Source organism: Pseudomonas sp. PIC25 (genome assembly GCF_002286785.1).
Lineage (GTDB): Bacteria > Pseudomonadota > Gammaproteobacteria > Pseudomonadales > Pseudomonadaceae > Pseudomonas_M.
The window spans coordinates 24,849-49,635 of sequence record NZ_MUJY01000040.1; the positions used below are offsets into that span (position 1 = coordinate 24,849).

A 24,787-nucleotide genomic window follows, 5' to 3' on the forward strand; every position below is an offset into this window, starting at 1 on the left:
GGACGCCGATCAACCACCGGCGACGGCGGGCAGGATGGTCACGTTGTCGCCATCCTTCAGCGCCGTGCCCAGGTTGTCGGCGAAGCGGATGTCGTTGTCATTCACGTAGACGTTGACGAAACGGTGCATCTCGCCGCCGTCCAGCAGACGCTCCTTGATGCCGGGATACTGGCTGTCCATGCGCTCGATGAGCTCGCGCACGGTGGAGCCTTCGATCTCGATGCGCTTCTGGTCCTGGGTCAGCGGACGCAGCAGGGTGGGAATGGAAACGGAAACGGGCATGCCTGACTCCTTGGGCCTGTTGGCGAAAAACGATGGGATGAAGAAAAAGGGCCGGATCAGCCGGCCAGGGCGGTGGGGTACTGCGCCACGGCCTGGATGGTTTCCTCGGTGGCCTTGCCGTCGACGATGCGGAAGCTGCGCACCGGCGCACCGGCGTTCTCGGCGGTGCAGAGAATCACGTAGTGCGCTTGGGGTTCGCCGGCCAGTCGGATGTCGTCGCGGCTGGGGTAGCCGGCCGAATGGGTATGCGAGTGGTAGATCACGCACGGCTCTTCGCCGAGCGCCTCCATTTCCCGCCAGACCCGCAGTTGTTCCTGCGGGTCGAACTGGAAGAAGGTCTCCGACTGCGCGACGTTGCGCATCGGAATCATCCGGGTCGGCCGCCTGGAGCCGACCGGCCCGGCGATCACGCCGCAGGTTTCGATCGGGTGGTCTTCGCGCGCCTGGGCGAGCATGGCGTCGAGCAGTTCGGAAAGAATGATCAGCATGGCGTCCTTACTCCCGTGGTCGGGTGGTCCTGATCGAGTCAATAGCTGGGCAGCGTCGTATCCACGTCGCGGACCCATGCGAGAATCCCGCCTTCCAGATTGCGCACGTCGCTGAAGCCCAGGCGTTGCAGCTCCAGCAGCACCGCCTTGGAGCGCAGCCCGCTCTTGCAATGCAGGATCAGCGGGGTGTCCTTGCCGAAGCGCGCCTCGATCTCGCGGGCGAGCGACGGGCTCTTCGGCATGTGCCGGGCGCCATCGATATGCACGATGTCCCACTCGGTGCGTTCGCGGACGTCGATCACCTCGTGGTGCGCGCCCCGCTCGCGCAGCGCCTTCAGCTCGACGGCGCTGATCGAGGGGATGTCCGAATCTTGCACACCGAGAGGCCGATTCAGGCCGCAGAAGACCTGGTAGTCGCTCAGCTCGGTGATCGGCTTGCGATCCGGGGCGCGGCGCAGGGCGATCTGCCGGTAAGTCATGTCCAGGGCGTCGTAGACCATCAGCCGGCCGAGCAGCGGTTCACCGATACCGGTGATCAGCTTCACCGCCTCGGTGGCCATGATCGAACCGATGGAGGCGCAGAGAATCCCCAGCACCCCGCCCTCGGAGCAGGACGGCGCCAGTTCCGGCGGCGGCGGCTCGGGATAGAGATCGCGGTAGTTGAGACCAACGCCACCGGGCGCGTCCTCCCAGAACACCGAAGCCTGCCCCTCGAAACGGAAGATCGAGCCCCACACATAGGGTTTGCCGGCCAGCACGCAGGCATCGTTGACCAGGTAGCGGGTGGCGAAGTTGTCGGTACCGTCGAGAATCAGGTCGTACTGCGCGAACAGTTGCACAGCCATTTCCGGCTCGAGGCGGTCGGTGTGCAGTTCCAGGTTCACATGGGGGTTCAGCTCGCGGATCGCGGCGGCGGCGCTCTCGACCTTTAGATGGCCGACGGTGGAGACCTTGTGGATCACCTGGCGCTGCAGGTTGGATTCATCGACCACGTCGAAGTCGATGATCCCCAGCGTGCCGACCCCGGCGGCGGCCAGGTAGAGCAATGCCGGCGAGCCCAGGCCGCCGGCGCCGATCACCAGCACCCTGGCGCTCTTGAGGCGGCGCTGGCCATCCACGCCCACATCCGGAATCAGCAGGTGCCGGCTGTAGCGGACAACCTCTTCCTTGCTCAACGTCGCGGTGGGTTCAACCAAAGGTGGAAGTTTCATCATCGGGTCCCTGACTGTCTGAATGCGAAAGAGTCTCGAATAACGCCCCGGCCCGATCAATTGATGGCCCGGCGTAATTCGTATGCCGTCGGGACCGATTCATATGCAGAGCGGAGAGCCCTCCTCCACGGGGCGGAATACCGTGAAAAAGCTGGCCTTTGGCCTGCGACCGTCCGGCAATCGATGGTCCGCCGAGGGCGAATATTTCGGCCGACTTCACGCCTTGGATTTGCCCACCCAGTCACACTGCCGCCAGACATTTCCCCTTCAACGGTATGGATGGCCTCCGATGAACGCTCCGAACACGTCCCCGACGCACGACAAGCTGATCTCCCACGGAACAGGCGCATCCGCCGCCTTCGACGAACGGCTACAGGCGATCGGCATGCGCCTGCGCGCTGCCGGCGACCACCCCAGCGCGACGGTCGAACGCCAACTGCAGATACTGGACGAACTGGCCGGGATCGAGCTGGGCCGCTTCCTCCTCGAACATCGCGGTCTCAACGCCTACTGGACACACCGTGTGGTGACCTACAGCCCCGGCAGCCGGGCCGCCTCGCCTATGGAGCGCTGGCTGTTCGAGCAGGCACCGTCCGCCCTGGCGACGCGCGAGCGCTTCGGTATTTTCCGCAGCCAGTTACAGGCCCTGCTCCACCCGGGTGCGGTCATGGCATCGGTTCCCTGCGGGCTGATGGGCGAATTGCTGTTGCTGGAGCACGGCCCCGATGTGCGCCTGATCGGCATCGACCTGGACCAGCAGGCCCTGGACGGCGCTCGGCAACTGGCGGAAGAGCGCGGCCTGGCCGACCGCCTGACGCTGCATCGCGAAGACGCCTGGGCCCTGACGCTGAAAGAAGAAGTCGACGTGCTGGCGAGCAACGGCCTGAACGTCTACGAGCCGGACGACACGCGGATCGTCGCGCTTTACCGCACCTTCTTCGATGCCCTGAAGCCAGGCGGCACCCTGGTGACCAGCTTCCTCACGCCGCCACCGGTGCTGTCCCCGGAGTCCCCCTGGAACATGGCGGAAATCGACCCGGAGGCGCTGGCCTTCCAGCAATTGGTGTTCATGCGGATCATCGAAGCCAAGTGGAGCGCCTTCCGCACCCACACCCAGACTCGCGTCCAACTCGAAGAGGCCGGCTTCACCGACATCCGCTTCCTCGACGACCGCGCCCGCCTGTTCCCCACCGTGGTGGCGAGCAAGCCTGCGTGAGTGGGCAATTGCGGGCGAGTGAATTCGTCCTTACGGATGTACGAACGCTGTCCAACGTAGCCCGGATAAACGCCGTGCAATCGGGGGCATGATCCCCGGATTGCGCCAAGGCTTATCCGGGCTACGGCTCCTGGCAGGGGGCGAATTCGTTCGCCCGGCAGCGCATCGCCGGATGAACGAACCCGCCCCTCACGCTTACTCCAGGAACGTCGACATGTCCTTGCACACCGCCGCGAAGGCATCGACGAAGCGCTGCGCCTCCTGCTCGCTGAGTACCAGCGGCGGCTGGATGCGCATGACCCGGTTGTTGTTGGCGGTGACGAAGGTGAGGATGCCGTGCTCCTTCGACAGCTTGGTCACGAAGCGCAGCACGAACATCTCCTCGAAGTTCTTTTCCAGCTCCTCGATGGCTTCGCGGATCAGCCGCTTGGCCTTGCCCGACATCATCCGGTAGGTGCCCGCCGCGTTGCCCGGCATGCGGCTGGCGAACTCGCGGACGAAAGCCTCCACCCCGCCGCCGAAGCTGTTCTGGAACTCGATGGCGATCATCAGCCCGCGCCCGCGTACCTCACGAATGAACGGGTAGCCGGCCACCGCCTCGCTGAGTGCCTCCTTGAGCATGCCGCCGACCCGCGACGCATTGCCTGGCAGGTCCTCGGCGGCGATCACGTCCAGGGTCGCCAGGGCCGAGGCCGCCGCCAGGTTGCCGCCGCCGAAGGTGGAGGTGTGCAGGGCGAAGCTGTCGATATTGCCGTAGGCACGGTCCCAGAGGTCCGCCCGCGATAGCGTCGCACCGATGGGCACGGCACCGCCGGAGAGGGACTTGGACAGCACCAGGATGTCCGGATCGACGCCCTCCCACTCACAGGCGAACAGCTTGCCGGTGCGGCCCAGGCCGGTCTGGATCTCGTCGAGGATGAGGATGCAGTCGTGGTCGCTGCACAGCTCGCGGACGCGCTTCAGGTAGCCCGCCGGCGGCACCACCACCCCACCCTCGCCCTGGATGGGCTCCAGGATGAAGGCGCCGACGTCGCCTTCCAGCAGCGCTTTTTCCAGTGCGTCCACGTCGCCGAAGGGGATCGAGTCGCAGCGCGGCAGCAGCGGCTTGAACGGCTGCCGGTGCTTGTCGCGCCCGGTGACGGAGAGCGCGCCGAGGGTCTTGCCGTGGTAGCCGTTGTCGCAATACAGCACCCGCGAAACACGCGAGCGGTCCATGGCGGCGATGGCCAGCTTCAGCGCCGCCTCCACCGCCTCGGTGCCCGAGTTGCTGAAGAACACCCGGCCCAGGTTGCCCGGTGCCAGCTCGCTCAGGCGCTGCGCCAGCAGGCTGGTCTGCAGCGGCACCGAGACGTACTGGACGAAGGTCGGGTGCTCCTGTTGCAGGTAACGCTGCAGGGCGGCATTGACCTGCGGGTGGTTGTGACCGGTGTTTAAGCAGCCGTAGCCGGCGACGAAATCGAGGTAGCGGCTGCCGTCCAGGTCGGTCAGCCAGCAGCCGCGACCATGGCTGAACACCCGTTCGATATGGTTGAAGGCGTAGAACTCGCGAAGGATCGGGTTGATGTGCTCGCCAAAGCAACGCAGCGCCTCGCTGCGCAGTTGCGGCTTCTCCTCCAGGGTCAACGGCTGGCTGCGCGGGTGATGGAAACGCCGCAGCCCGTCGAAGTCCGACTGGGTCAGACGTTCGCCGTAGGAGGCCATCGGCGTCGGCAGCAGCCCGTGGCCTTCGGCCAGGCGACCGATCTCCAGCACCTTGTCTTCCGGCAGCTCACGACCGATGGAGAACGGTTCGGCGCGCCCTTCCAGGCCCAGCACCAGGGTTTCCGCCAGGCAGCCGTTGAGGAACTTCTTCGGCGACAGACCCATGCTCTCGCCACCGAAGCGCAGCGAAGAACCGGCCGAGACCAGCCCGCCGTCGACGATCAGGATGTCGCTGCGGTCCTGCCGGTAGGGCATCACGTCGCGCGGCAACGCCGCGTCCACCACCACAGAGCCCGGCGCCAGGCGGTACGGATCGATGACGCCGCCGCTGGAGGTGGCGGCGACGTAGAAGCGCACGCTGTCGTAGCAGCTCTGCATGTCGTTGCTTAGCCGCACGCGGCCACGCAGGTCTTCCGGCAGGTACTCCAGTCCCTGGCGCGCCTGCTCCTCGCCGCCGCGGTGGATCAGGCACAGACGGCAACCGTCATGGCCGAGCAACTTGGCGATGGCCAGGGCGATGGAACCGGGGTAGCCGACCACCGCCACCTCGGTGTCCACCGGGTTCACCTCCAGGCGCTCCATGGCTTCCAGCACGTTGCGGTAGGCCGCATAGGCAGTCAGCGAGTTGCCGGTGGTGACCGGCACGCCGGTGCGTTCCAGGGTTTGCAGGCCACGGTTGCCGACGATGGCGGTGAAGCCGCCGAGGCCGACCAGTTGGGCACCCTGCTCCTTCAGGCTGTCCACCCCTTCGATCACCCGCCGGGCGATGGCGCGCGGCTGGGCGAGCATTTCCTCGGCGGTCAGCGGCATGTAGTGGACGATGCCCTCGCAGACCGCACCGCGCGCGCTGACGATGCGACCAAAGTCGGCGAAGGGCACCAGGTTGCGCCATTGCCAGAGGTCATGGCTGTAGCCGCGGTCCTGCTCGGCGATGTTGCGGTCGAGCAGGTCGAGGAGTTTCACGTGACGCTTGAGCGCAACCGACGTGGGGTGCGCGATGAATCCGAATTTCATGGTTCGAAAGTCCTTGTGGCCAGTGTCACTGGCGGTTCCAGGCGGTTTCGGAGACTAGGCTGAGGCCATCTCCGTCGGAGTTGTGGGCGAGGGTCACATCGATGATGTTGAGCTGGCCGGGAGCGGTCAGGGCACTGCGCAGGAAGTCCGGGTCGAACTGCACCACCCGGCTGCGCTTCACATTGATCGGCCCGACCCGCTCCACGGCCGGCGCCGGTGCCGGCACGGTCACCGCCACCTGGCGCGCGCCGTTGTGCGCGTAGCGCTTGTCCAGGTAGGTCTGGATCATCGAGAGGACGCCGTTGGTCAGGTAAAACAGCGTGACGTTCTTCGTCGCCCCGCGCGGATCCTGGGCCAGGCCAGCGGCCAGACGGGTCTCGATATCCGGTACCAGCGCCCGCGCGCCGTCACCGATGAAGGCCAGTACGTTGCCCTCGGTGGTGATGGCGATGTAGGGCAGCGCCATCAGCCCGTCGCCCATCAGTGCCCGGCCGTACCAGCCGGAGAACCCCGGCCCGGTGCGCGGCACGTTGCGCAGCGCGGAAATGCCGCAGCGGCCGACGTCATAGATGCCGGTGTAGCGGTAGTCGTGGCGCTCGATCAGCTCGCGCACCAGATCGCCCAGGCGCAGGAAGAAGTAGTTGGCGGTCATCGGCAGCGTCGCGATGTGGTCCACCGGCACCGCTTCGGGGATCGCCCGCACACTGGCCAGCCGGGCCCGGCGCAAGGCCAGCACCTCCGGGTCCACCGCCAGGTTGGCCTGGACGTGGCCGAGAAACAGGTCCAGCGGAATATCCAGCGCCAGATCGGTGAACGGCGACAGATGCCGTGGCTCGTGGTTGACCTGCACCACACGGACCTGCCGCTTCAGCTTGCCTTCGGAGAACGGCGTAGCGGCCTGATCCACCTTGCTCTTGAGGAAGAACAGGCACTGCTCGTCCGGCCCGACAACCTCATGGTCCCTGTGCAGGAAGCGGTAGACGCGCCGGCTGAAGCCGTAAAGCGACAGCGGTCCCAGGTAGTTCGGCACCGGCCGGCCCTGGTGGTACGGCCCGACGCTGCCCGGCTGGGTGATGGTGTCGGTCAGGGCGATGCCGGCCGCCTCGGCAATGGCATAGACCCGTTCGCGTTGCGCATCGGAAAGCTTGCCGCACTGCCAGAGCATCTGCAGCGGCGCCTGATTGATCAGCCGCAGCGCTTCGTCCAGAGCGGCGCGCTGCGCCTCGCTCAACGCCGATCCCGGACGCTCGCCAGTGGGTGGCAGCGGAACGTCCAGCGCCTGTAGCGGGCGCGATTCCAGCACCGCCTGGGTGGCCAGCACGAACACCGGTTCGCCGCGTTCGGCGAGCAGGGCGAAGGCTTCCGCCAGCCTGGCCGCCACCTCATCCACCTTGCGAATGAACACGTAGCGCAGGCCCCGGGCAGCGATCACCTGGCGGCCGTCGTGGTCCGCATCCAGGGTGCCCTGGAAGGCGAACCAGGCGTTGTCCGGGCTGTCCGCGCAGATGATCAGCCCTGGCGCGCCGGCCCTTTTCAGGTTGGCCAGGGTGCCGCGGAATTCGTCGATCATCCCGGAGGTCACCGCGATCACGTAGGCGCGCCCGTAAAGCTGCCAGCCAGCCAGCGCCGCGACCGCCAGACTGTGCTCGTTGCAGCCGTGCAGGCAACGCACGCCGCTGCCTGCGGTAGTCTGCTGCATGGACTGGATCAGCCCGGCCACCATCGACCCGGTATAGGAATGAAAATCCCAGCCGTCCTGCCAGCGGTCGGCCATGAAGCGCGTCACCTCGGTCGCCATGCTCACCGGCGGCAGCGCATGGCTCACCGAACGGGCCAGCATGCGGTTGAAGTGCACGTGTTCGAGGTGGTCCACGGCGATCCGCAGCAGATCGGCGCGGCTGGCCGCCCGGTCTTCCAGCGGCACGCGCAGGTGGCGGTTGCCGCCGGCCCGCGCCATCCAGCCCGACAGCGCCGGACGGGAGCAATACAGCACCGCCGAATGCGGCGACAGGCGCGGGCCCTCGTCCTCATGCCGGCAAGCGGCGAACAGATCGTCGAACGGGTCTTCGTCCGCCTCCTCCTGCCGGCAGGCATCGACGATGAACAGCTCCACCCGCGAGCGCTCGCCATGCCGGGTCAACTGCGCCCGCGCGGCCTCCAGCGTGGAGAAGTGCAGCAGCTCCACCTCCAGCGGCTGACGGTTGGCCACCGTGTTCTCCTGCAGATAGCTCTCGGCCTGGACCATCAGGGTTTCCAACACCTCCTCGCTACGCGGCCGTCCGCCCATCGCCCGGCACATTTCCTCGATACAGGCGGTCGCGTTCCACGGCTCGGTCGACACAGGGACCAGGCCCCTCCTCAACTGCTCGACGACGAACGCAACATCTTCGAACAGCGTTTGCGTCTGGGTGACCAGACATACTCCCAACATTCCCCTCATAGGTCCTTCCCTCTGCACAGCTTCTTCGATCCAGTCCACGATCGGCTGCGCGTCGGCCCTACTGCGTTGAAAACAGGCTCGGAATGCTCATTTACAGTTGTAAACTCCGCGTCCTCGCCTGTTTTCGCCTTGTAGGGCTCTAGCTCGCGAGATCGTGAACAGGCTCTGTTGCCGCGGTATCTTCCGCGGCTGCCTCTGCGCGCCTGTACAGCTCACGCGCATTACTCCTTCAGGGGCGGCGCCCTCCCTGCTCCATGGCGGTCAGCCGCGCCGCGCCCCCGTTTCGTTCCGTCACCCGTGCCAGGGTCCGCCCTGCGCCCAGGGCCAGGGCGGAGACCCCGAGCATCGCCAGGGTCAGGCCCAGCAGCATGCCGGTGTAGCCCAGGCGGTCGAGCAGCATCCCGGCGGCCACCGGTACCGCCAGCCGGGAGACCACGAACAGGCTGGCCTGCAGGCCGTAGTCGGCGGCCTGGCGTTGCTGGCGGGTGAAAAACATCATCAGGCCGAAGACCAGGGCGGAAATCGCCCCCATGGCCGCCGCCACCAAAGCCGCGCCGAGCACCAGCCCGAGCGTGCCGGCGCCGGCCCAGACCACGCCGGTCAGGCTGGCCAAGGCGACCAGGGCAAAGCCGGTGAACAGCGGCATGGCCCGGGCTACACCGAGCAGGCGGATCAGCCTCCCGCTCGCCACGCTGGCCAGGGCGCCGATCACCCCGCCGCCAACCCCGGCCACCCAGGCGACGCGGTCGGGCGGCATGCCCTGGTCGAGCAGCAGGGGCTTGAGGTACAGCCAACTGGCACCGATGAACGGGAAGCAGGACAGCAGCAGGCAGGTCCAGAGCGCCGCGCCGGGCTGCTCGAAATAGCCGCGCCAGCCGTCGCCGTGGGGCGTCTCCGCCACGACCGGGCGTATCTCAGTTGGAGCCTCGCCGAGCAACGGGAGCAATGCCGCGCCGATCAGCAAGGCAGCCGCCATCAGCAGGAACGGTGCCTGCCAGCCCCAGCGGTTGTGCACCAGCAGCATCAGGCCACCCCCGGCGATGGCGGCCAGGAACAGCGCCGCCGAGCGGATCGCCCCGGCGCGCATGCGTTCGCTTTCCGGCAGCAATTTGATCGCCAGGGCGTTGACCGGGATGTCCGCCCAGGTCGCCAGCACCCCGGCTAACAACGCCAGGGCGAAGAACAGGCCGCGGTTGCCGAGCAGTTCCTGACGGCCGGTCAATGCCAGGATCGCCGCCAGCAGCAGGCACAACAGCAATGCCCAGCTCCTGTAGTGGCCGCCGGCGAAGCGCCAGCGCTCCACCGGCATGGCCAGGAGGAACTTGAACACGGCCGGCAGCCCGGCCAGTTGGAACAGGCCGATGTCGGTGCCCGACCAGCCGTGCTGGCGCATCACCAGCGGCAGCCCAAGCAACAGATAGATGCTCGGCACCGCCAGGGCGAAGTTCAGCCAGCCGAACACTGCCTGGCGCCCGAACAGGCGCAGGACGGGCGCACTCATCGCCGGCTCCGGCGACCGATCACGACGGTGACCGGCGTCATCGGGAACGGCACCTCGCGCAGGGTTTCCAAGCCGCCGAAACCGGCCCGTTCCAGGGCGCGGCACAGGCCACCGGCGCGGGTCACCTGGCGGCCGAGCATGCGCATGGACAGGTAGTAGGGCAGTACCTCCCGCGCCGCGTCCGGGCTGTCGGGGATTTCCGCCTGGGCGCAGACCAACACCCCACCCGGCCGCAGTGCGGCGTGGATCTTCTCCAGGGCGCGGTCGAGATCGGGCACGAAGTGCAGGACGGAGGAACACCAGATCAGGTCGTAGCCCTCGCCGAGGGCATCACGGGTCAGATCGCCGCCGCGCCCGCGCAGACGCTCGCCGAGGCCGGCGCGGGCGATGTTCTCCTCGGCCACGCCGATGGTTTCCGGGAAATCGAATACCTCGCCGTGCAGCGCCGGATTGGCCTCTGTCAGGGCGATGGCGACCAGGCCGGGCCCCCCGCCCAAGTCGAGCAGCCGCTCGGCACGGGGAAACTCGGGCAGCCGCGAGACCACCGCCAGCGCCGCCTCGGCCGTGGCCGCGCGCTGCTCCTGGGCGATCTGCAGGCGTGCCGCCGCCTGCCAATTGGCCGCCGTCCCGGCCAATCGCGGCGCGGTGCTCGCCTCGCCGGTGCGGACCTGTTCGCCCAACTGGCTGCCGAAGTGGCGCAGCGCCTGCAGGCGGAAGCTCCAGGCATCGCCGCAGTAGTGCTCCGAATCCTGGTCCAGGTAGCGTCGGGCCACCGGGGCGGCACGGTAGCGCCAGTCGCCGGGCGCCGCGTCGGCTCCCTGGCGCTCCAGCAGGCGCATGCTCCAGAGCATTTCCAGCAGGTGCGCCGTGTTGACCGGGTGCAGGCGCAGGCGCTCGGCCACCACCGTGGCCGGCAAAGGCTCGGCAAGCAGGTTGAACAAGCGGAACTCCAGGGCCACGCGCAGGGCGTCGGCCTGTACCGAAGCCAGGGCGATCTCCCAGTAGGGTTGCAGGGGGTGGCGGGCATTCATGGACGAGTGATGGTTCATAGCTGGTAGCTCAGGCGCAGGCCGATTTCGCGCGGTTCGCTGTACACCCGCGCCATGCCGTTGAGGTAACCGACCGCGTCGTAGCGCTTGTCGGTGGCGTTTTCCACGTAGACGGCGAGGCCGTAGTGGTCGAAGCGGTAGCCGGCACTCAGGTCGAGCAGGCCGTAGCCGCCGCGGCTGTACCGATTGGCCGGATCGAGGTAGGTGCGCCCCACCCCGCTCAGCCCGGCCTGGGCGTACCAGCCTTCGGCCGCGTCGTAGCGCAGGCCCAGGTAACCGGTGAGGTCGGGGGCGAAGGGATTGCGGTTGCCTTGGTAGTCGGCGCTGCCATCCCGGAAGCGTTCGAAGCGCGTGCGGTTGAGGCCGAGGGACGCCTGCACGCGCCAGTGGGCGCCGAGCAGGTAGTCGGCCTCCAGCTCCAGGCCGGTGGAACGCGCCTCGGCGGCGTTGGTGATGTAGACCACCCCGGGCTGGACGACCTGCTGCACCTGCATGTCGCTGACGTCCATCCAGTAGAGCGCGGCCGAGTAACGCAGACGGCGGTCCGCCGCCCAGCCCTTGAGGCCGATCTCATAGGCATCGACCTGCTCCGGGTCGTAGCCCGGATAGCCGGCCGACGCGGCGAAAGCGTTGAAGCCACCGGCGCGAAAACCTTCGGAGTAGCTGGCGTAGAGCTGGGCATCGGCGGCCCAGGCGTATTGCACCGCCAGCTTGGGTGTGAAGCGTTGCCACTCGTCGCTGCGGCTGCCGCCGTCGTGGGGCGACAGCCTGACCTTGTCCTGCTCGACACGGGCGCCCAGGGTCAGCGACCAGCGCGACGCCAGGGGCAGGGTCCACTGGCCGAACAGGGCAGTGGAATTGCCGCCCAGGTCTACCCGGGTGCGGGTCAGGCCCAGGGGCAGCTTCTGGCGGAAATCCAGGTCATGGTCGTCGCGATCCGCATAGAACCCGAGCAGCCACTGACTCTGCTCCCACTCGCCTTCCAGGCGGAATTCCTGCGACAGCGTGCTCAGGTGGTGGTCGCGCTCCACGTGCAGCACATCGGCGGGGAGGAAGTCGGTGTCCTGGCGGACGCGGTCGTAGAAGTCGTTGCGCGCGGTAATCGAGCGCAGGCGCAGGCCGGAATCCAGTTCGTGGACCACGTCCAGCGACAGGCTACGACCGCTCGAATGGTTCCAGCTCGCGGTTCCAGATCGGAGCTCGCGGCGCGCCGCCCCCGCCGCTCCCCACTGCGAGCCGCCGTCGCGGTAGTCCTGGCGGCTGTAGCGCAGCGTGGCACTGGTAGTCGCAGCCGGCGTCCAGCGCAGCACGGCACGGCCGTTATGGCGTTTGCGATCGTCCTCGTCACCGCCCCGGTAGGCGTTGTCGATGAAGCCGTCCTGCTCGCGCCACTCCCCGGCGATGCCGGCGTATAGGGTATCCGCCACCAGCGCCTGGCTCAGGTCGAAACGCAGCGAGCGCTTGTCGCGGCTGCCCAGGGTGGCATCGACCAGAGCGTAAGGTTCGTCGCCGGGCTGGCGGGTGTGGATGCTCATCACCCCGGCCTCGGCGTTGCGTCCGTACAGCGTGGATTGCGGGCCGCGAAGGATTTCCACCCGCTCCACGCCCAGCAGGTCGTTGTCGAAGCCCTGCCCCATCAGGGTCGGCACGCCATCCACCAGCATCAGCATCGACGATGAAAAAGCCGTAGCGCTGGAGGTCAGTCCGCGCACCACCGGCACGTTGGTGCCGGACTGGCCGAACGGCTGGAAACCGAAACTCGGCGTGCGCCGGGCCAGGGCTTCCAAGTCTTCCACCCCGGCATCGCGCAGATCCTCGCCCTGCAACACCGAGAGGCTGGCCGGCACTTCCTCCTGGCGCTGTTCGATCTTGTTGGCGGTCACGGTCATGGCCGGCAGCTCCTGCTGCGTTTCGGCCATCCCCACCGCCGGCATCAGCAAGCCCCCCAGCAGGCCGAGCCCCATGCGGACACTTTTACTCATCTCTCCCCCGAGCAAAACAAAAGCAAACGGAGTCACAGAAGCACTCACAAACACGGCATCTGTCACAAAGTTCGTGCTATTGACGTCACCGGAATCTTAGAGATAAATAAGAATGCGTATCATCTAGATTTGTATGATTTCAGGATTTTCCCGTATCGAAACTGGAGAAGGACACCTCATGGCTGCTTTTCAAAGGATTTCCCAGCCATACCGGTTAGCGATGACCCAGGCGCGCGTTACCCGCCGGGAAACCTCCGGCTGGGAGCGTCACCAGCTTCCGGAAGAGTTGGGCGAGTGCTATTCGGAACGTTTCGCCCTGGATAACGACCTGATGGTGGTGCGCTCGCGCTATCACCCCACCCACGACCTGATCGAAGAAACCATCAACCCCCATGGCCGCCCCATGCTGGTCATCACCTTCGGTCTGCAAGGGCATTCCGGCTACAAGGGCTGCAACGGCGATGCGCTGTGCTTCCGCGCGGGCTACACCACCGTCACCACCTTCCAGAGCAGCCACGGCGAGCGCTGTTACGATGCCGGTGCGACGGTCTCCCAACTGCGCCTGCTGGTGGGCGAAAACACCTTGCGCAAGTACGTGGGTACGGAGCGGTCCGACGGCCTGCTGGGCAGCGGCAACATACGCCAGTTGGCGTTCCGCAAGTCGTCCGGCGCCAGCAACGCCCATGCCGGCGCGCTGACCCGCTACCTCAGCGACCCGCAGAGCGCGGCCCCGCTGGATATGCACATCCATGCCCTCAGCCTGCTCGCCGAGCAGCTCCACCTGCTCAGCCCGCCGGCACCGGAGGCGCTGCAGTTCAGCCCCCGCGACGTGGAGAAACTGGAGCGTGCCCGCGACCTGATGATCGAGAAGATGGACCAGCCGCTGACCATCCCCTACTTGTGCGCGGCGGTGGGGCTGAACGAATTCAAGCTCAAGGAGGGCTTCCACTACCGTTTCAACACCACGCCGCACCGCATGCTTCACGAGCTGCGCATGCGCAAGGCCTATGCCCTGCTGGAAAGCGGCTGCCAAGTGGCCCAGGCGGCCTATCAGGTGGGCTATCGCTACCCGAACAACTTCAGCGCGGCGTTTTCCGCTTTCTTCGGCAAGGCGCCGAAATCCGTGTTCGGCAAACGGCGGCGGGAGACGAGCAGCGTTTAGGCGAAGCCCCTCTCTCGCCTGTGGGAGAGGGGAAGCCGCAAGTCAGGCGAGGGTTTCGTCCAGCACCAGCACCACTTTACCGGCGATACGGTTGCTCGCCAGGGCTTCGAAGGCGGCATCCGCGTCCTTCGCCGGGAAGCGCTTCTCCAACCGCGGCTGCAGGCGGCCCTCATCGAACAACGGCCAGACGTTGCGGCGCAGCTCGCCGATCAGCTCGGCCTTGTATTGATCGTCGCGGTTGCGCAGGGTCGAACCGATCAACTGGACGCGCTTGCCGAGCAACAAGGCCAGGTCCAGCTCCGCCTTGCGCCCACCCATCAGGCCGATGTTCACCCAGCGGCCGTCGCGGGCCAGCAGGTCCAGGTTAAGGGCCGCGTAGTTGCCGCCGACCGGGTCGAGGATCATGTCGAACGGGCCGAAATCGCGCAGATCGTCGAGGTTCTCGCCGCGTAATGCGCCCCCCTGGGCACCCAGGGACTCGCAGTAGGCCAGCCGCTCGGCCGACCCGACGCTGACCCAGCAGGGATTGCCGAACGCCTTGCACAACTGGATGGCCGCCGACCCCACACCGCTGGCACCGGCATGCAGCAGGACCTTTTCGCCCGGTTGCAGCGTGCCGAGGCGGAACAGGTTGAGCCAGGCCGTGGCATAGACCTCCGGCAGCGCCGCCGCTTCGGCCAGCGACAGACGCTCCGGTACCGGCAGCACATGACGTGCATCGACCACCACGTCCTCGGCCATGCCGCCGCCGGCGAGCAGCGCACAGACCCGGTCGCCGACTTGCCAGGCGCTGCCCGGCCCCACTTCGGCGATCACTCCGGCACACTCCAGGCCAAGGGTGTCGCTCACCCCCGGCGGCGGCGGGTAGAGCCCCGCCTTCTGCAACAGATCGGCCCGATTCAGCCCGGCGGCGGCTACCTTGATGCGGACCTGGCCCACATCGCAGAGCGGAACCGGTCGATCCATCCACTCCAAGCGTCCTTCCACACCTTGCAATGCCTTCACGCTGCCTCCATAGTGAGTTCTGACCAGCCCAGCGCTAACAGACTGTGTGAACCATGACGGACTGCACGCGTGACGCGGCGTCGAACCAGGCTCGCAAACTCCGCTTTCCCGCCGGTTCTCAGCTTCGTCCCACCCTTGCCCCGCACGCCTTCGCACAGCCCGCCAAGTCGGGCTTTCGCGTTATGCCGCCTCGTTCCAGACGGAACCGGGCGCCCTTATAGACGGCCTAATATGCGTCATCACTTGCCCGCACGTCGAATCAGTATGAAACGCCTCCTGCCCAGCACCGCCCTTGCCTTCATCCTTGGCTTCAGCGCCATGCCGCTGTTCGCCAAGACCACCGCCGGCCCCGATGGCTGGGATGCGTTGCAGCCCGACCGCGAGCAGGTGATCGCCAGTCTCAACGTGGTGGAGCTGCTCAAGCGCCATCACTACAACAAGCCGCCGCTGAACGACGAGCGTTCGGAAAAGATCTACCAGGGCTACCTGAAGATGCTTGATCCGTCGCGCAGCTACTTCACCGCCGCCGACATCGCCGAGTTCGACAAATGGCGGACCCAGTTCGACGACTTCCTCAAGAGCGGCAACCTCGAACCGGGCTTCACCATCTACAAGCGCCACCTCGATCGCCTCAAGGAGCGCCTCGACTATGCGCTCGCCCTGCTCGACAAGGGCGTCGACAGCTTCGACTTCAGCGTCGACGAAACGCTCCTGGTCGACCGCAAGGACGCCCCCTGGGCGAAGGACAAGGCCGAGCTGGACGATCTCTGGCGCAAGCGCGTGAAAGACGAAGTGCTGCGCATGAAGATTGCCGGCAAGGACTCGAAGAACATCCAGGAAGTGCTGACCAAGCGCTACAAGAACCAGCGCGCGCGTCTGGATCAAACCCGCGGCGAAGACATCTTCCAGAGCTACATCAACGCCTTCGCCCAGTCCTACGACCCGCACACCAACTACCTGTCGCCGGACAACGCGGAAAACTTCGACATCAACATGAGCCTGTCGCTGGAAGGCATCGGCGCGGTGCTGCAAAGCGACAACGAGCACGTCAAGGTGGTCCGCCTGGTGCCGGCCGGCCCGGCCGAGAAGAGCAAGCAGATCGCCCCTGCCGACAAGATCATCGGCGTTGCCCAGGGCAACGGCGAAATGGTCGACGTGATCGGCTGGCGCCTGGACGAAGTAGTCAAGCTGATCCGCGGCCCGAAAGGCTCGGTGGTACGCCTGGAGGTGATCCCGGCGAGCAACGCGCCGAACGACCCAACCAGCAAGGTGGTGTCCATCACCCGCGAAGCGGTGAAGCTGGAGGAGCAGGCAGCGAAGAAGTCCGTGCTCAAGCTGGAGCATGACGGTCGCGAGTACAAGCTGGGCGTCATCGACGTGCCGGCCTTCTACCTGGACTTCAAGGCCTTCCGCGCCGGCAACCCGGACTACAAGAGCACCACCCGCGACGTCAAACGCCTGATCACCGAACTGCAGAAGGAAAAGGTCGACGGTATCGTCATCGACCTGCGCAACAACGGCGGCGGCTCCCTGCAGGAAGCCACCGAGCTGACCAGCCTGTTCATCGAGCAGGGCCCGACCGTGCTGGTGCGCAACAGCGACGGCCGCGTCGACGTGCTCGCCGACGAAAACACTGGTGCCTTCTACACCGGGCCGCTGGCCGTGCTGGTCAACCGCCTGTCGGCCTCCGCCTCGGAAATCTTCGCCGGTGCCATGCAGGACTACCATCGCGCCCTGATCCTCGGTGGACAGACTTTCGGCAAGGGCACGGTGCAAACCATCCAGCCGCTCAACCACGGCGAGTTGAAGCTGACCCTGGCCAAGTTCTACCGCGTATCCGGGCAGAGCACCCAGCACCAGGGCGTGATTCCCGACATCACCTACCCGGACGTGGTGGACACCAAGGAAATCGGCGAAAGCGCCCTCCCCGAGGCCATGCCCTGGGACAGCATCCGCCCGGCGATCCGCCCGGAAATGGACCCGTTCAAGCCATTCCTGACCGAGCTCAAGGCCCGCCACGACGCCCGCACGGCGAACGATCCCGACTTCGTCTTCACTCGCAAGCGCCTGGCCCTGGCCCAGCAGCTGATGCAGGAAACCACCGTCAGCCTCAACGAAAGCAAGCGCCGCACCCAGCAAACGGACATCGAGGCCAAGCAACTGGCCATCGAGAATGCCCGGCGCAAGGCCAAGGGCGAAGAACCGCTGAAGGAGCTGAAACAGGAAGACGAGGAAGCGCTGCCGCTGGACGATGAGAAGACCAAGCCGGAAGACGACGCTTATCTCTCCGAGAGCGGTCGCATCCTGCTGGACTACCTGGGCCTCAGCGCCGCGGTGGCCAAGCACTGAAAACCGGCGCCCGGACAGCGGGCACACGGTGAGCAACCGTCATAAAAGGGTCACGAGTTTGTCGTGAAATGCAGAGGCCGGCACCAATGCCGGCCTTTTGCCATCCGGCCTACGAGACCTGCCATGACCGTCACCGAGCAGTTGAGCGCACTGGCCCAGATCCTCGCTCACGGCGACCTGAACAGCCTGTTCCAACCCATCGTGTCGCTATCCGAGCGACGCATCCTGGGCTATGAGGCCCTCACCCGCGGCCCGTCCAACAGTTCGTTGCACTCCCCCGTCACCCTGTTCGCCGTGGCCCGTCATGCCGGCCGTCTCAACGAACTGGAAATCGCATGCCGGCGTCGCGCCTGCACACGCTTCCACGAACTCAAGCTGAACGGCAGCCTGTTCCTCAACGTATCCCCGGAATCGCTGCTCGATCCTTCCCACCAGCCCGGCCGCACCCTGCAACTGCTGGAAGCCTTCGGCATCCCACCGAGCCAGGTGGTGATCGAGCTGACCGAACAAACCCCCACCGAAGATTTCGGCCTGCTCGACACCGCCCTGCATCACTACCGCGCCATGGGCTTTTCCATCGCCCTCGACGACCTGGGCGCCGGCTACTCCAGCCTGCGCCTGTGGTCCGAACTGCGCCCCGACTACGTGAAGATCGACCGCCACTTCATCGACGGTATCCACCAGGACGCGGTGAAGCGCGAACTCGTCGGTTCCATCCTGCAGATGGCCAAGGCCTCCCGCGCCCAGGTCATCGCCGAGGGCATCGAACTGCCGGAAGAACTGGCCGTGCTCGCCGAGATGGGGGTCGACCTGGTGCAGGGCTACCTGCTCGGCCGTCCCCAGGACCAACCGCCACGGGATGCCCGCGGCCTGCTGCCACGCCTGGATGCCTCGGTAGCTTCGCTGGCCGAAGAAGGTACCGATCTCTCCGCGCTGCTCATCGATCAGCCGGCCATGGCCGACAACGCCCTAGTGGGCGACGTGCTGGATGCCTTCCGCAGCCAGCCGAACCTGAACTCCCTGGCGATCCTCGACGCCCACCGCCAGCCGGTCGGCATCGTGCATCGCCATTCGCTGTCGGATGCGCTACTCAAGCCCTTCGCCACCGAGCTGTACGCGCGCAAGCCGATCAGCCGGCTGATGAGCGAGGACTTTCTTGCCGTGGAAATGGGCCAGTCGCTCCAGCAGGTCAGCCGCCTACTCACCAGCCGCGCCCGCCAGCGCATCGAGGAAGACTTCATCATCACCCTCGATGGCCGCTACCAGGGCCTGGGCCGGGTCATCGACGTGCTCAAGCTGATCACCGAACTGAAGATCCAACAGGCCCGGCACGCCAACCCGTTGACCCTGCTGCCGGGCAACGTACCCATTCAGCAATGCCTGCAACGCTTGCTCCAGCAAGGCCGCGAAGCGGTGGTCTGCTATGTGGATATCGACAGCTTCAAGCCTTTCAACGATCTCTACGGTTATGCCAAGGGCGACGAAGTGCTGCTCTGCCTGGCGCAATGCCTGAGCGAGCGGGTCGATCCGACGCGGGATTTCGTCGGTCATATCGGCGGCGACGACTTCATGCTGGTACTCGGCTCGGAGGACTGGCGTCCGCGCCTCAATCAGCTCTTGGAGGATTTCCAGGGACAGTGCCGGCGCTTCTATCGTGCCGATCACTTGCAGGCGGGCTGTTTCGTCAGCCATAACCGCCTGGGCGTACGCGAGGAGTTTCCGCTGCTGTCGCTATCCCTGGGCGTGGTGCAGCTTCGTTCCGCAGCCTCCGCCAACCTCGACGCCAGCCAACTGGCCAGCCTGGCCTCGGAAGCCAAGCGCCAAGCCAAGACGGTGCCCGGCTACAGCCTGCACATCATCGATACGCAACAGTGGGCGGGGTGAACGGCTACGGCATCAGAGCCCGAGCCGGCTGGCGCGCTGGCTCAACTGCTCGGCTTTGAGCGGATCGGCTGCCAAACCGTGGCCACCGACGCGGTAGAGATCGGCGAGCTTGCGTGCCGCCAGCGGATGTCCGGCCTCGGCGGCGAGGGTCCACCAGCGTGCAGCTTCCACGCCATCCGGGGCTTTGCGTGCATCGCCGTTGAGGCTTGCGACGCCGAGCTGGTAGGCCGACTTGGCGTCTCCTGCCTGGGCCGCCAGTCGCAGCAGGCGCAGCCCCTCGTCCCTTGCGCCTAGCCCCTGACCACGGAACAGCAGCAGGTGCCCGTAGAAACTCTGGGCCGGGACATGCCCCAGGTTGGCCATGCGCGCGAACTGGCCTTCCATCCAACGCCAGACGCGCGGCTGCTCCATCAGCTTCCGCCAGTGAAACAGGCGACGGGCCATCATGTAGCCCAAGCGTGCGCGCAAGCGCCACCAGAGCATTCAGGGTTCCTCGGGGTAGTCGAATTCAAATACACGTGCCACTTCGGCCGCATGCCAGGACGCCGCCGCCACGCCATCCGACGGGCCGGAGAAGCGCCCGATGCGCGCCACACAATCGAAGAAGCCGGTACGCGGCAGGCGGCTCGCCCCCTGGCTGATCACCAGCGAGCTGCGCAACGGCCGCTCGGCACGCGCATCCAGTACGGCCAGATGTTCCAGCGCGGCAGTGAGTGTCTGCATGGCCGGCGGCGGCAACTGCAGGCGCTCGATCAGGGCGCGGTAGGTGAGCAGATGGCGCTGGCGGCGCGCATCGTCCAGTTCGTTGAGAAGCGCCTGCCAATGCAGGCGACTGATACGCACACTCAAGACGGGGACTCCCAGCCTGCTATACCCAGCGCCCGCGCCAAGGCACGGCGGATGGCCATGTCGGGCTGGCGCTCGCCTTTCTCGATCAGATCCAGATAGTGGGGGCTGACGCCGACCGCCTGAGCCAGCTGTTGGACGGTCATCCCCCGGGCTTCGCGCAACGCCGCGAGACGCTCCAGGCCGGTAGGTTCCGCTGACTCATCCGGAGAGACCTGCCCGTTTCGTCCGGCGGCCTTCAACAAAGCCTGATACTCGGACCAGGGCAGGACGGCGTACTCCGCCTCGCCGTCACGCATGATCACTTGCACACTCATCACGCTCTCCATGGAAAAAGAAGTGCTCGCAACCTCGGCACTTTCCGTGCAGGGCGTCATCTTAACAGGCCATGCCGGACGAAGGGCGCCCGGAGCGGCACGCATTTTCCCGACGGCCCCGTGGATACGATGGAATGCGCTTCGCTCGTTACTCCTGAGGGCCCGGTGCCGGCAGCAAGGGCGGTGCGACCCGTTCCGCCGGCTGGGCGAAATGCCAGGCCCGGAACGCATCCAGTTCGCTCCGCCAGGTACGCAAGACCCAGGCCAGGACCGCCAGGTCGTCAATCAGGCCGATTGCCAGGAGCCAGTCCGGAATCGCATCCATCGGCGAGAGGAAATACGCCAGCGCCGCCACCGAAGCCACCAGTGCCTGGGAGCCAATGGCCCGGTACTCGCCGCGCCACCAGGCGAGGCACAGTGCCTGCAACAGACGCAGATCATCCTTGACGCCGCCCAGGCGGCGCCCTTCGCGGCCACCCTTTTTTGCCACCGCGAGCAACAACTTCGGCAAGCGCCCCCGCACCAACAAACGCTCGGCCACGGGCAGGTAACGCGCAAAATTCCACGGTGCTTTCACCCTTCCTCCTCCACAGCCCGCGAGCTTGGCGGGCTCGTCCCGGTTATCCACCAAAGCTGTGGATAACCTTGTGAACATATCTGTGAGCAGCTTACCAAAGGCCCGGTTCACGGGGCTTGGCCACGGATCGGATAAAATTTATCCAGCCAGAAAAATCTAATAAAAACAGCAACTTAAAAATCATCCCAAACTTACGTTCGGCCACCTTGAAGATCAGAAATAAAAACCGCCGTCAATGTGAATAACCGTAACATCGGAACGCAGCGACATATAAATAGAGACTCGCCGGTCAGCCGCCGGGTTCGTCTTTAGCAAGGCCCGGAAACGACAACGCCCCGTCAAAACGGGGCGCTGTGTGAAACGGGGTAAACCTTACTGCTGAGGCTGCTCGGCCGGCTCGGTCTGCTCAGGTGCCTCGCCCTGGCCCTGGCCCTTGATGCCAAGGAGCTCCAGTTCGAATACCAGCACCGAATTCGCCGGGATCATCGGCGACGGGCTCTGCGCACCGTAGGCCAGTTCGCTGGGGATGAACAGCTTGTACTTCTCGCCGACATGCATCAGCTGCAGGCCTTCCACCCAACCGGGGATCACGCCGTTGACCGGCAGGTCGATGGGGCTGCCACGCTCGATGGAGCTGTCGAAGACGCTGCCGTCCACCAAGCTGCCCTGGTAGTGCACGGTGACCACGTCAGTGGGCTTGGGCTGGGCGCCGTCGGTCTTCTTCAGCACTTCGTACTGAAGGCCGGAAGCGGTGGTGGTCACGCCTTCGCGCTTACCGTTCTCTTCCAGGAACTGCTTGCCCTTCTTGGCGTTCTCGTCGCTGATCGCCGCCATGCGCTCTTCGGCACGCTTCTGCAGGAAGGCGAAGGCTTCCATCAGCTCTTCGTCCTTCAGGCGCTGCTCTTTCTTGCCGATGGCATCTTCGATGCCTTGGGCGACCGCTTTCGAATCGAGGTCGTCCATGCCTTCCTGGGCCAGGCTCTTGCCCATGTTCAGGCCGATGCCGTAGGAGGCTTTCTGGGCCGGAGTCTTCAGTTCAACGCTGGTCTGCGAATCGCAGCCCGCGAGAACCAGGCCTACCAGGGCCATCGCTGCGGCCAACCGATGTTGTCTCATGCTGTTTCCTTGTTCGTGCGCCAGAGGCAGTCGAGTGAAAGGGCGAGCTTAGCAGGCCGCCATCATGACTGGCTACGGGGATACGAACGGGAAAACCACGATAAGTTCAGGTGTTCAAAAGGAATTTTACGAAATGAAGCGAGGTGTCACAGGAGGGGAAAGCGAGGAGGGAAAAAGTGGCGCAGCGGACGGGACTCGAACCCGCGACCCCCGGCGTGACAGGCCGGTATTCTAACCGACTGAACTACCGCTGCGCGTAACCCCGAGATTGGTGGGTGGTGACGGGATCGAACCGCCGACCCTCTGCTTGTAAGGCAGATGCTCTCCCAGCTGAGCTAACCACCCTTCGCTCTCGAAGTGGTGCGCATTCTAGAGAGGCATTCCGGCCTTGGCAAGCCCCCGATGAAAAAAATTTTCAAAACTTCCAAAGAGTTAGAGAGACCCTTCCATTTGCCGGGCGGCACTCGATTAATTGCGCTCGCCGCTTCGCCCAGGGTTGGCCTGGAGCGTCGGGGGGAGAATAATGCGCGCTTTCGCTTTGCGTAATGGAGAGTTCCCCCCTCATGTGGTTCCGCAACCTGCTCGTCTACCGTCTCACCCAGGACATCCCCTTCGATGCCGAAGCGCTGGAAGCGCAACTGGCCGCCAAGCCAGCCCGCCCCTGCGCCAGCCAGGAACTGACCACCTATGGTTTCATGGCGCCGTTCGGCAAGGGCGAAGACGCACCGCTGGTGCACGTCAGCCAGGACTTCCTGCTGATCGCCGCGCGCAAGGAAGAACGCATCCTGCCCGGCAGCGTGGTGCGCGATGCCCTGAAGGAGAAGGTCGACGAGATCGAAGCCGAGCAGATGCGCAAGGTCTATAAGAAGGAGCGCGACCAGCTCAAGGATGAGATTATCCAGACCTTCCTGCCGCGCGCCTTCATCCGCCGCTCGGCGACCTTCGCCGCGATCGCCCCCAAGCTGGGCCTGATCCTGGTCGACTCCGCCAGCCCGAAGCGCGCCGAAGACCTGCTCTCCACCCTGCGCGAAGCCATCGGCTCGCTGCCGGTGCGTCCGCTCAGCGTCAAGGTCGCCCCCACCGCCACGCTCACCGACTGGGTGAAGTCGCAACAGGCCGCGGAAGGCTTCTTCGTTCTCGACGAATGCGAGCTGCGCGACACTCATGAAGACGGCGGTGTGGTGCGCTGCAAGCGCCAGGACCTGACCAGCGAGGAAATCCAGCTGCACCTGAGCACCGGCAAGCTGGTCACCCAGCTGTCCCTGGCCTGGCAGGACAAGCTGTCCTTCGTGCTGGACGACAAGCTGGCGATCAAGCGCCTGCGCTTCGAAGACCTGCTGCAGGACCAGGCCGAGCAGGACGGTGGCGACGATGCCCTCGGCCAACTGGACGCCAGCTTCACCTTGATGATGCTGACCTTCTCCGAATTCCTCCCGGCGCTGTTCGAAGCCCTGGGTGGCGAGGAAATTCCTCAAGGTATCTGATGGAATCTGGCGGTACGCGGTCGCCAGCCACCCCGCGTACCACCAGCCTGATCGCCTGACGACAAGGATCGGCCCATGCGTGCGCTCACTGCTTTCAGCCGCTTCGTCGGCAATACCTTCGCCCTCTGGGTGCTGTTGTTCGCCGTGCTGGCGTTTTTCCAGCCAAACTGGTTCCTGCCGGCCACCGCCTGGATCGTGCCGCTGCTGGGGCTGATCATGTTCGGCATGGGTCTGACCCTGAAGACCGAGGACTTCCGCGAGGTGGTGCGCCGTCCGCTGTGGGTGCTGCTCGGAGTCGCCGCGCAGTTCCTGATCATGCCGGGGCTCGCCTGGCTGCTCTGCCAGGTGCTCGGGTTGCCGCCGGAAATCGCCGTCGGCGTGATCCTGGTCGGTTGCTGCCCAGGCGGCACCGCATCCAACGTCATCACCTGGTTCTCCCGCGGCGACGTGGCGTTGTCGGTATCGATCACCGCCGTCACGACCCTGCTCGCGCCGCTGGCGACCCCGGCGCTGATCTGGCTGCTGGCCTCAGCCTGGTTGCCGGTGAAGTTCGGCGCCCTGTTCATGTCCATCCTGCAGATCGTGCTGCTGCCCATCGTCCTCGGCCTGATCGCCCAACGCCTGCTCGGGAAACGGGTGCATCACGTGGTGGACGTGCTGCCGCTGGTTTCGGTGGTCAGCATCGTGATCATCGTCGCCGCCGTGGTGGCGGCCAGCCAGGCGAAGATCGCCGAATCCGGGCTACTGATCATGGCCGTGGTGGTGCTGCACAACGGCCTTGGGCTTGCCCTGGGCTACCTGATCGGTCGCGTCTTCGGCCTGCCGCTGGCGCAGCGCAAGACGCTGTCCATCGAGGTCGGCATGCAGAACTCCGGCCTGGGCGCCGCCCTCGCCAGTGCGCACTTCTCGCCACTGGCGGCGGTGCCCAGCGCGCTGTTCAGCGTCTGGCACAACCTCTCCGGCGCCCTGCTGGCGACCGTCTATCGTCGGACAGGTCAGGATTCCGAAAAAATCTCGAAATGATTCAGGTAGTTCCGTCGATCCGGGGTTGCTTGCCCCGGTGTCGATCCCGTGCAGAATGACGGCATGTGAGGACGACCTCACCACGCCTGACGTGACCACCCGGGGACGGCCCCTCCTCCATGACCGTTACCCGAGGAGGT

General features: G+C 65.7%; 20 protein-coding genes and 2 tRNA genes. 6 read left to right on the plus strand and 16 right to left on the minus strand.

Features of this window, described 5'->3' with window-relative positions; translation table 11 throughout:
* Positions 1 to 9 precede the first annotated feature (9 nt).
* Genes BZL41_RS03095 through moeB form a run of 3 tightly spaced genes read right to left on the minus strand, consistent with a single transcriptional unit; the run spans position 10 to position 1,981 of the window.
* Entirely contained in the window at positions 10 to 282 is a 273-nt protein-coding gene (locus BZL41_RS03095) for a MoaD/ThiS family protein (RefSeq protein WP_095597945.1), read from the minus strand.
* 56 nt (positions 283 to 338) lie between these two features.
* Complete coding sequence (locus BZL41_RS03100) at positions 339 to 770, minus strand: Mov34/MPN/PAD-1 family protein (protein ID WP_095597946.1); 432 nt, start codon at positions 768 to 770, stop codon at positions 339 to 341.
* Positions 771 to 808: 38 nt separating this feature from the next.
* Positions 809 to 1,981: a molybdopterin-synthase adenylyltransferase MoeB gene (gene moeB, locus BZL41_RS03105; RefSeq protein ID WP_095597947.1), complete on the minus strand. Its 1,173-nt coding sequence runs from the start codon at positions 1,979 to 1,981 to the stop codon at positions 809 to 811.
* A 289-nt stretch (positions 1,982 to 2,270) separates the two neighbouring features.
* On the opposite strand from moeB, the gene BZL41_RS03110 reads away from it, so the two are divergent.
* Positions 2,271 to 3,197: a cyclopropane-fatty-acyl-phospholipid synthase family protein gene (locus tag BZL41_RS03110; protein ID WP_095597948.1), complete on the plus strand. Its 927-nt coding sequence runs from the start codon at positions 2,271 to 2,273 to the stop codon at positions 3,195 to 3,197.
* A 195-nt stretch (positions 3,198 to 3,392) separates the two neighbouring features.
* On the opposite strand, the gene BZL41_RS03115 is transcribed toward BZL41_RS03110, so the two are convergent.
* The 5 genes from BZL41_RS03115 to BZL41_RS03135 form a co-directional block, all read right to left on the minus strand.
* Positions 3,393 to 5,912, minus strand: a complete 2,520-nt coding sequence (locus BZL41_RS03115) for an aminotransferase class III-fold pyridoxal phosphate-dependent enzyme (protein ID WP_095597949.1) — start codon at positions 5,910 to 5,912, stop codon at positions 3,393 to 3,395.
* 25 nt (positions 5,913 to 5,937) lie between these two features.
* On the minus strand, positions 5,938 to 8,343 hold the full coding sequence (locus tag BZL41_RS03120) for a decarboxylase (protein WP_256578064.1): 2,406 nt from the start codon (positions 8,341 to 8,343) through the stop codon (positions 5,938 to 5,940).
* 238 nt (positions 8,344 to 8,581) lie between these two features.
* A complete protein-coding gene (locus BZL41_RS03125; protein ID WP_095597951.1) occupies positions 8,582 to 9,853 on the minus strand; it encodes an MFS transporter in 1,272 nt (423 codons plus the stop codon).
* Positions 9,850 to 10,902, minus strand: coding sequence for a methyltransferase domain-containing protein (locus BZL41_RS03130; RefSeq protein WP_095597952.1), 1,053 nt, complete (start codon positions 10,900 to 10,902; stop codon positions 9,850 to 9,852). Before BZL41_RS03130 ends, BZL41_RS03125 begins: the two co-directional genes overlap by 4 nt.
* Positions 10,899 to 12,884 (minus strand): TonB-dependent receptor, encoded by a 1,986-nt coding sequence (locus tag BZL41_RS03135; protein ID WP_256578065.1) that lies wholly within the window; start codon positions 12,882 to 12,884, stop codon positions 10,899 to 10,901. Before BZL41_RS03135 ends, BZL41_RS03130 begins: the two co-directional genes overlap by 4 nt.
* 178 nt (positions 12,885 to 13,062) lie before the next feature.
* On the opposite strand from BZL41_RS03135, the gene BZL41_RS03140 reads away from it, so the two are divergent.
* Positions 13,063 to 14,046, plus strand: a complete 984-nt coding sequence (locus BZL41_RS03140; protein ID WP_095597954.1) for an AraC family transcriptional regulator — start codon at positions 13,063 to 13,065, stop codon at positions 14,044 to 14,046.
* Between the two features lie 42 nt (positions 14,047 to 14,088).
* On the opposite strand, the gene BZL41_RS03145 is transcribed toward BZL41_RS03140, so the two are convergent.
* Positions 14,089 to 15,051 (minus strand): NAD(P)H-quinone oxidoreductase, encoded by a 963-nt coding sequence (locus BZL41_RS03145; protein ID WP_095597955.1) that lies wholly within the window; start codon positions 15,049 to 15,051, stop codon positions 14,089 to 14,091.
* 264 nt (positions 15,052 to 15,315) lie between these two features.
* On the opposite strand from BZL41_RS03145, the gene BZL41_RS03150 reads away from it, so the two are divergent.
* Together BZL41_RS03150 and BZL41_RS03155 are read left to right on the plus strand one after the other, a co-directional pair.
* Entirely contained in the window at positions 15,316 to 17,400 is a 2,085-nt protein-coding gene (locus BZL41_RS03150; protein WP_095597956.1) for a carboxy terminal-processing peptidase, read from the plus strand.
* Positions 17,401 to 17,523: 123 nt separating this feature from the next.
* The gene (locus tag BZL41_RS03155) at positions 17,524 to 19,284 is read left to right on the plus strand and encodes a bifunctional diguanylate cyclase/phosphodiesterase (RefSeq protein ID WP_095597957.1); all 1,761 of its coding nucleotides are present in this window, start codon (positions 17,524 to 17,526) and stop codon (positions 19,282 to 19,284) included.
* A gap of 12 nt (positions 19,285 to 19,296) precedes the next feature.
* Here BZL41_RS03155 and BZL41_RS03160 read toward each other — a convergent pair whose 3' ends face one another.
* The 7 genes from BZL41_RS03160 to BZL41_RS03190 all read right to left on the minus strand — a co-directional run bounded on the left by BZL41_RS03160 (position 19,297) and on the right by BZL41_RS03190 (position 22,485).
* Positions 19,297 to 19,767, minus strand: coding sequence for a tetratricopeptide repeat protein (locus BZL41_RS03160; protein WP_095597958.1), 471 nt, complete (start codon positions 19,765 to 19,767; stop codon positions 19,297 to 19,299).
* Positions 19,768 to 20,133 (minus strand): hypothetical protein, encoded by a 366-nt coding sequence (locus BZL41_RS03165; protein ID WP_095597959.1) that lies wholly within the window; start codon positions 20,131 to 20,133, stop codon positions 19,768 to 19,770.
* On the minus strand, positions 20,130 to 20,447 hold the full coding sequence (locus tag BZL41_RS03170; protein WP_095597960.1) for a helix-turn-helix domain-containing protein: 318 nt from the start codon (positions 20,445 to 20,447) through the stop codon (positions 20,130 to 20,132). The genes BZL41_RS03165 and BZL41_RS03170 overlap by 4 nt, the downstream gene beginning before the upstream one ends.
* Before the next feature lie 148 nt (positions 20,448 to 20,595).
* Positions 20,596 to 21,024 carry a YkvA family protein gene (locus tag BZL41_RS03175; RefSeq protein ID WP_095597961.1) on the minus strand — a complete coding sequence of 143 codons (429 nt, stop codon included), beginning with the start codon at positions 21,022 to 21,024 and terminating at the stop codon, positions 20,596 to 20,598.
* Positions 21,025 to 21,396: 372 nt separating this feature from the next.
* Positions 21,397 to 22,140: an FKBP-type peptidyl-prolyl cis-trans isomerase gene (locus BZL41_RS03180; RefSeq protein WP_084334899.1), complete on the minus strand. Its 744-nt coding sequence runs from the start codon at positions 22,138 to 22,140 to the stop codon at positions 21,397 to 21,399.
* Between the two features lie 177 nt (positions 22,141 to 22,317).
* Positions 22,318 to 22,394, minus strand: a tRNA-Asp gene (locus BZL41_RS03185).
* Between the two features lie 15 nt (positions 22,395 to 22,409).
* Positions 22,410 to 22,485 (minus strand) — tRNA-Val (locus tag BZL41_RS03190).
* Between the two features lie 218 nt (positions 22,486 to 22,703).
* On the opposite strand from BZL41_RS03190, the gene rdgC reads away from it, so the two are divergent.
* Positions 22,704 to 23,624 carry a recombination-associated protein RdgC gene (gene rdgC / locus BZL41_RS03195; RefSeq protein ID WP_084334901.1) on the plus strand — a complete coding sequence of 307 codons (921 nt, stop codon included), beginning with the start codon at positions 22,704 to 22,706 and terminating at the stop codon, positions 23,622 to 23,624.
* Between the two features lie 75 nt (positions 23,625 to 23,699).
* On the plus strand, positions 23,700 to 24,647 hold the full coding sequence (locus BZL41_RS03200; protein ID WP_095597962.1) for a bile acid:sodium symporter family protein: 948 nt from the start codon (positions 23,700 to 23,702) through the stop codon (positions 24,645 to 24,647).
* Positions 24,648 to 24,787: the final 140 nt, after the last annotated feature.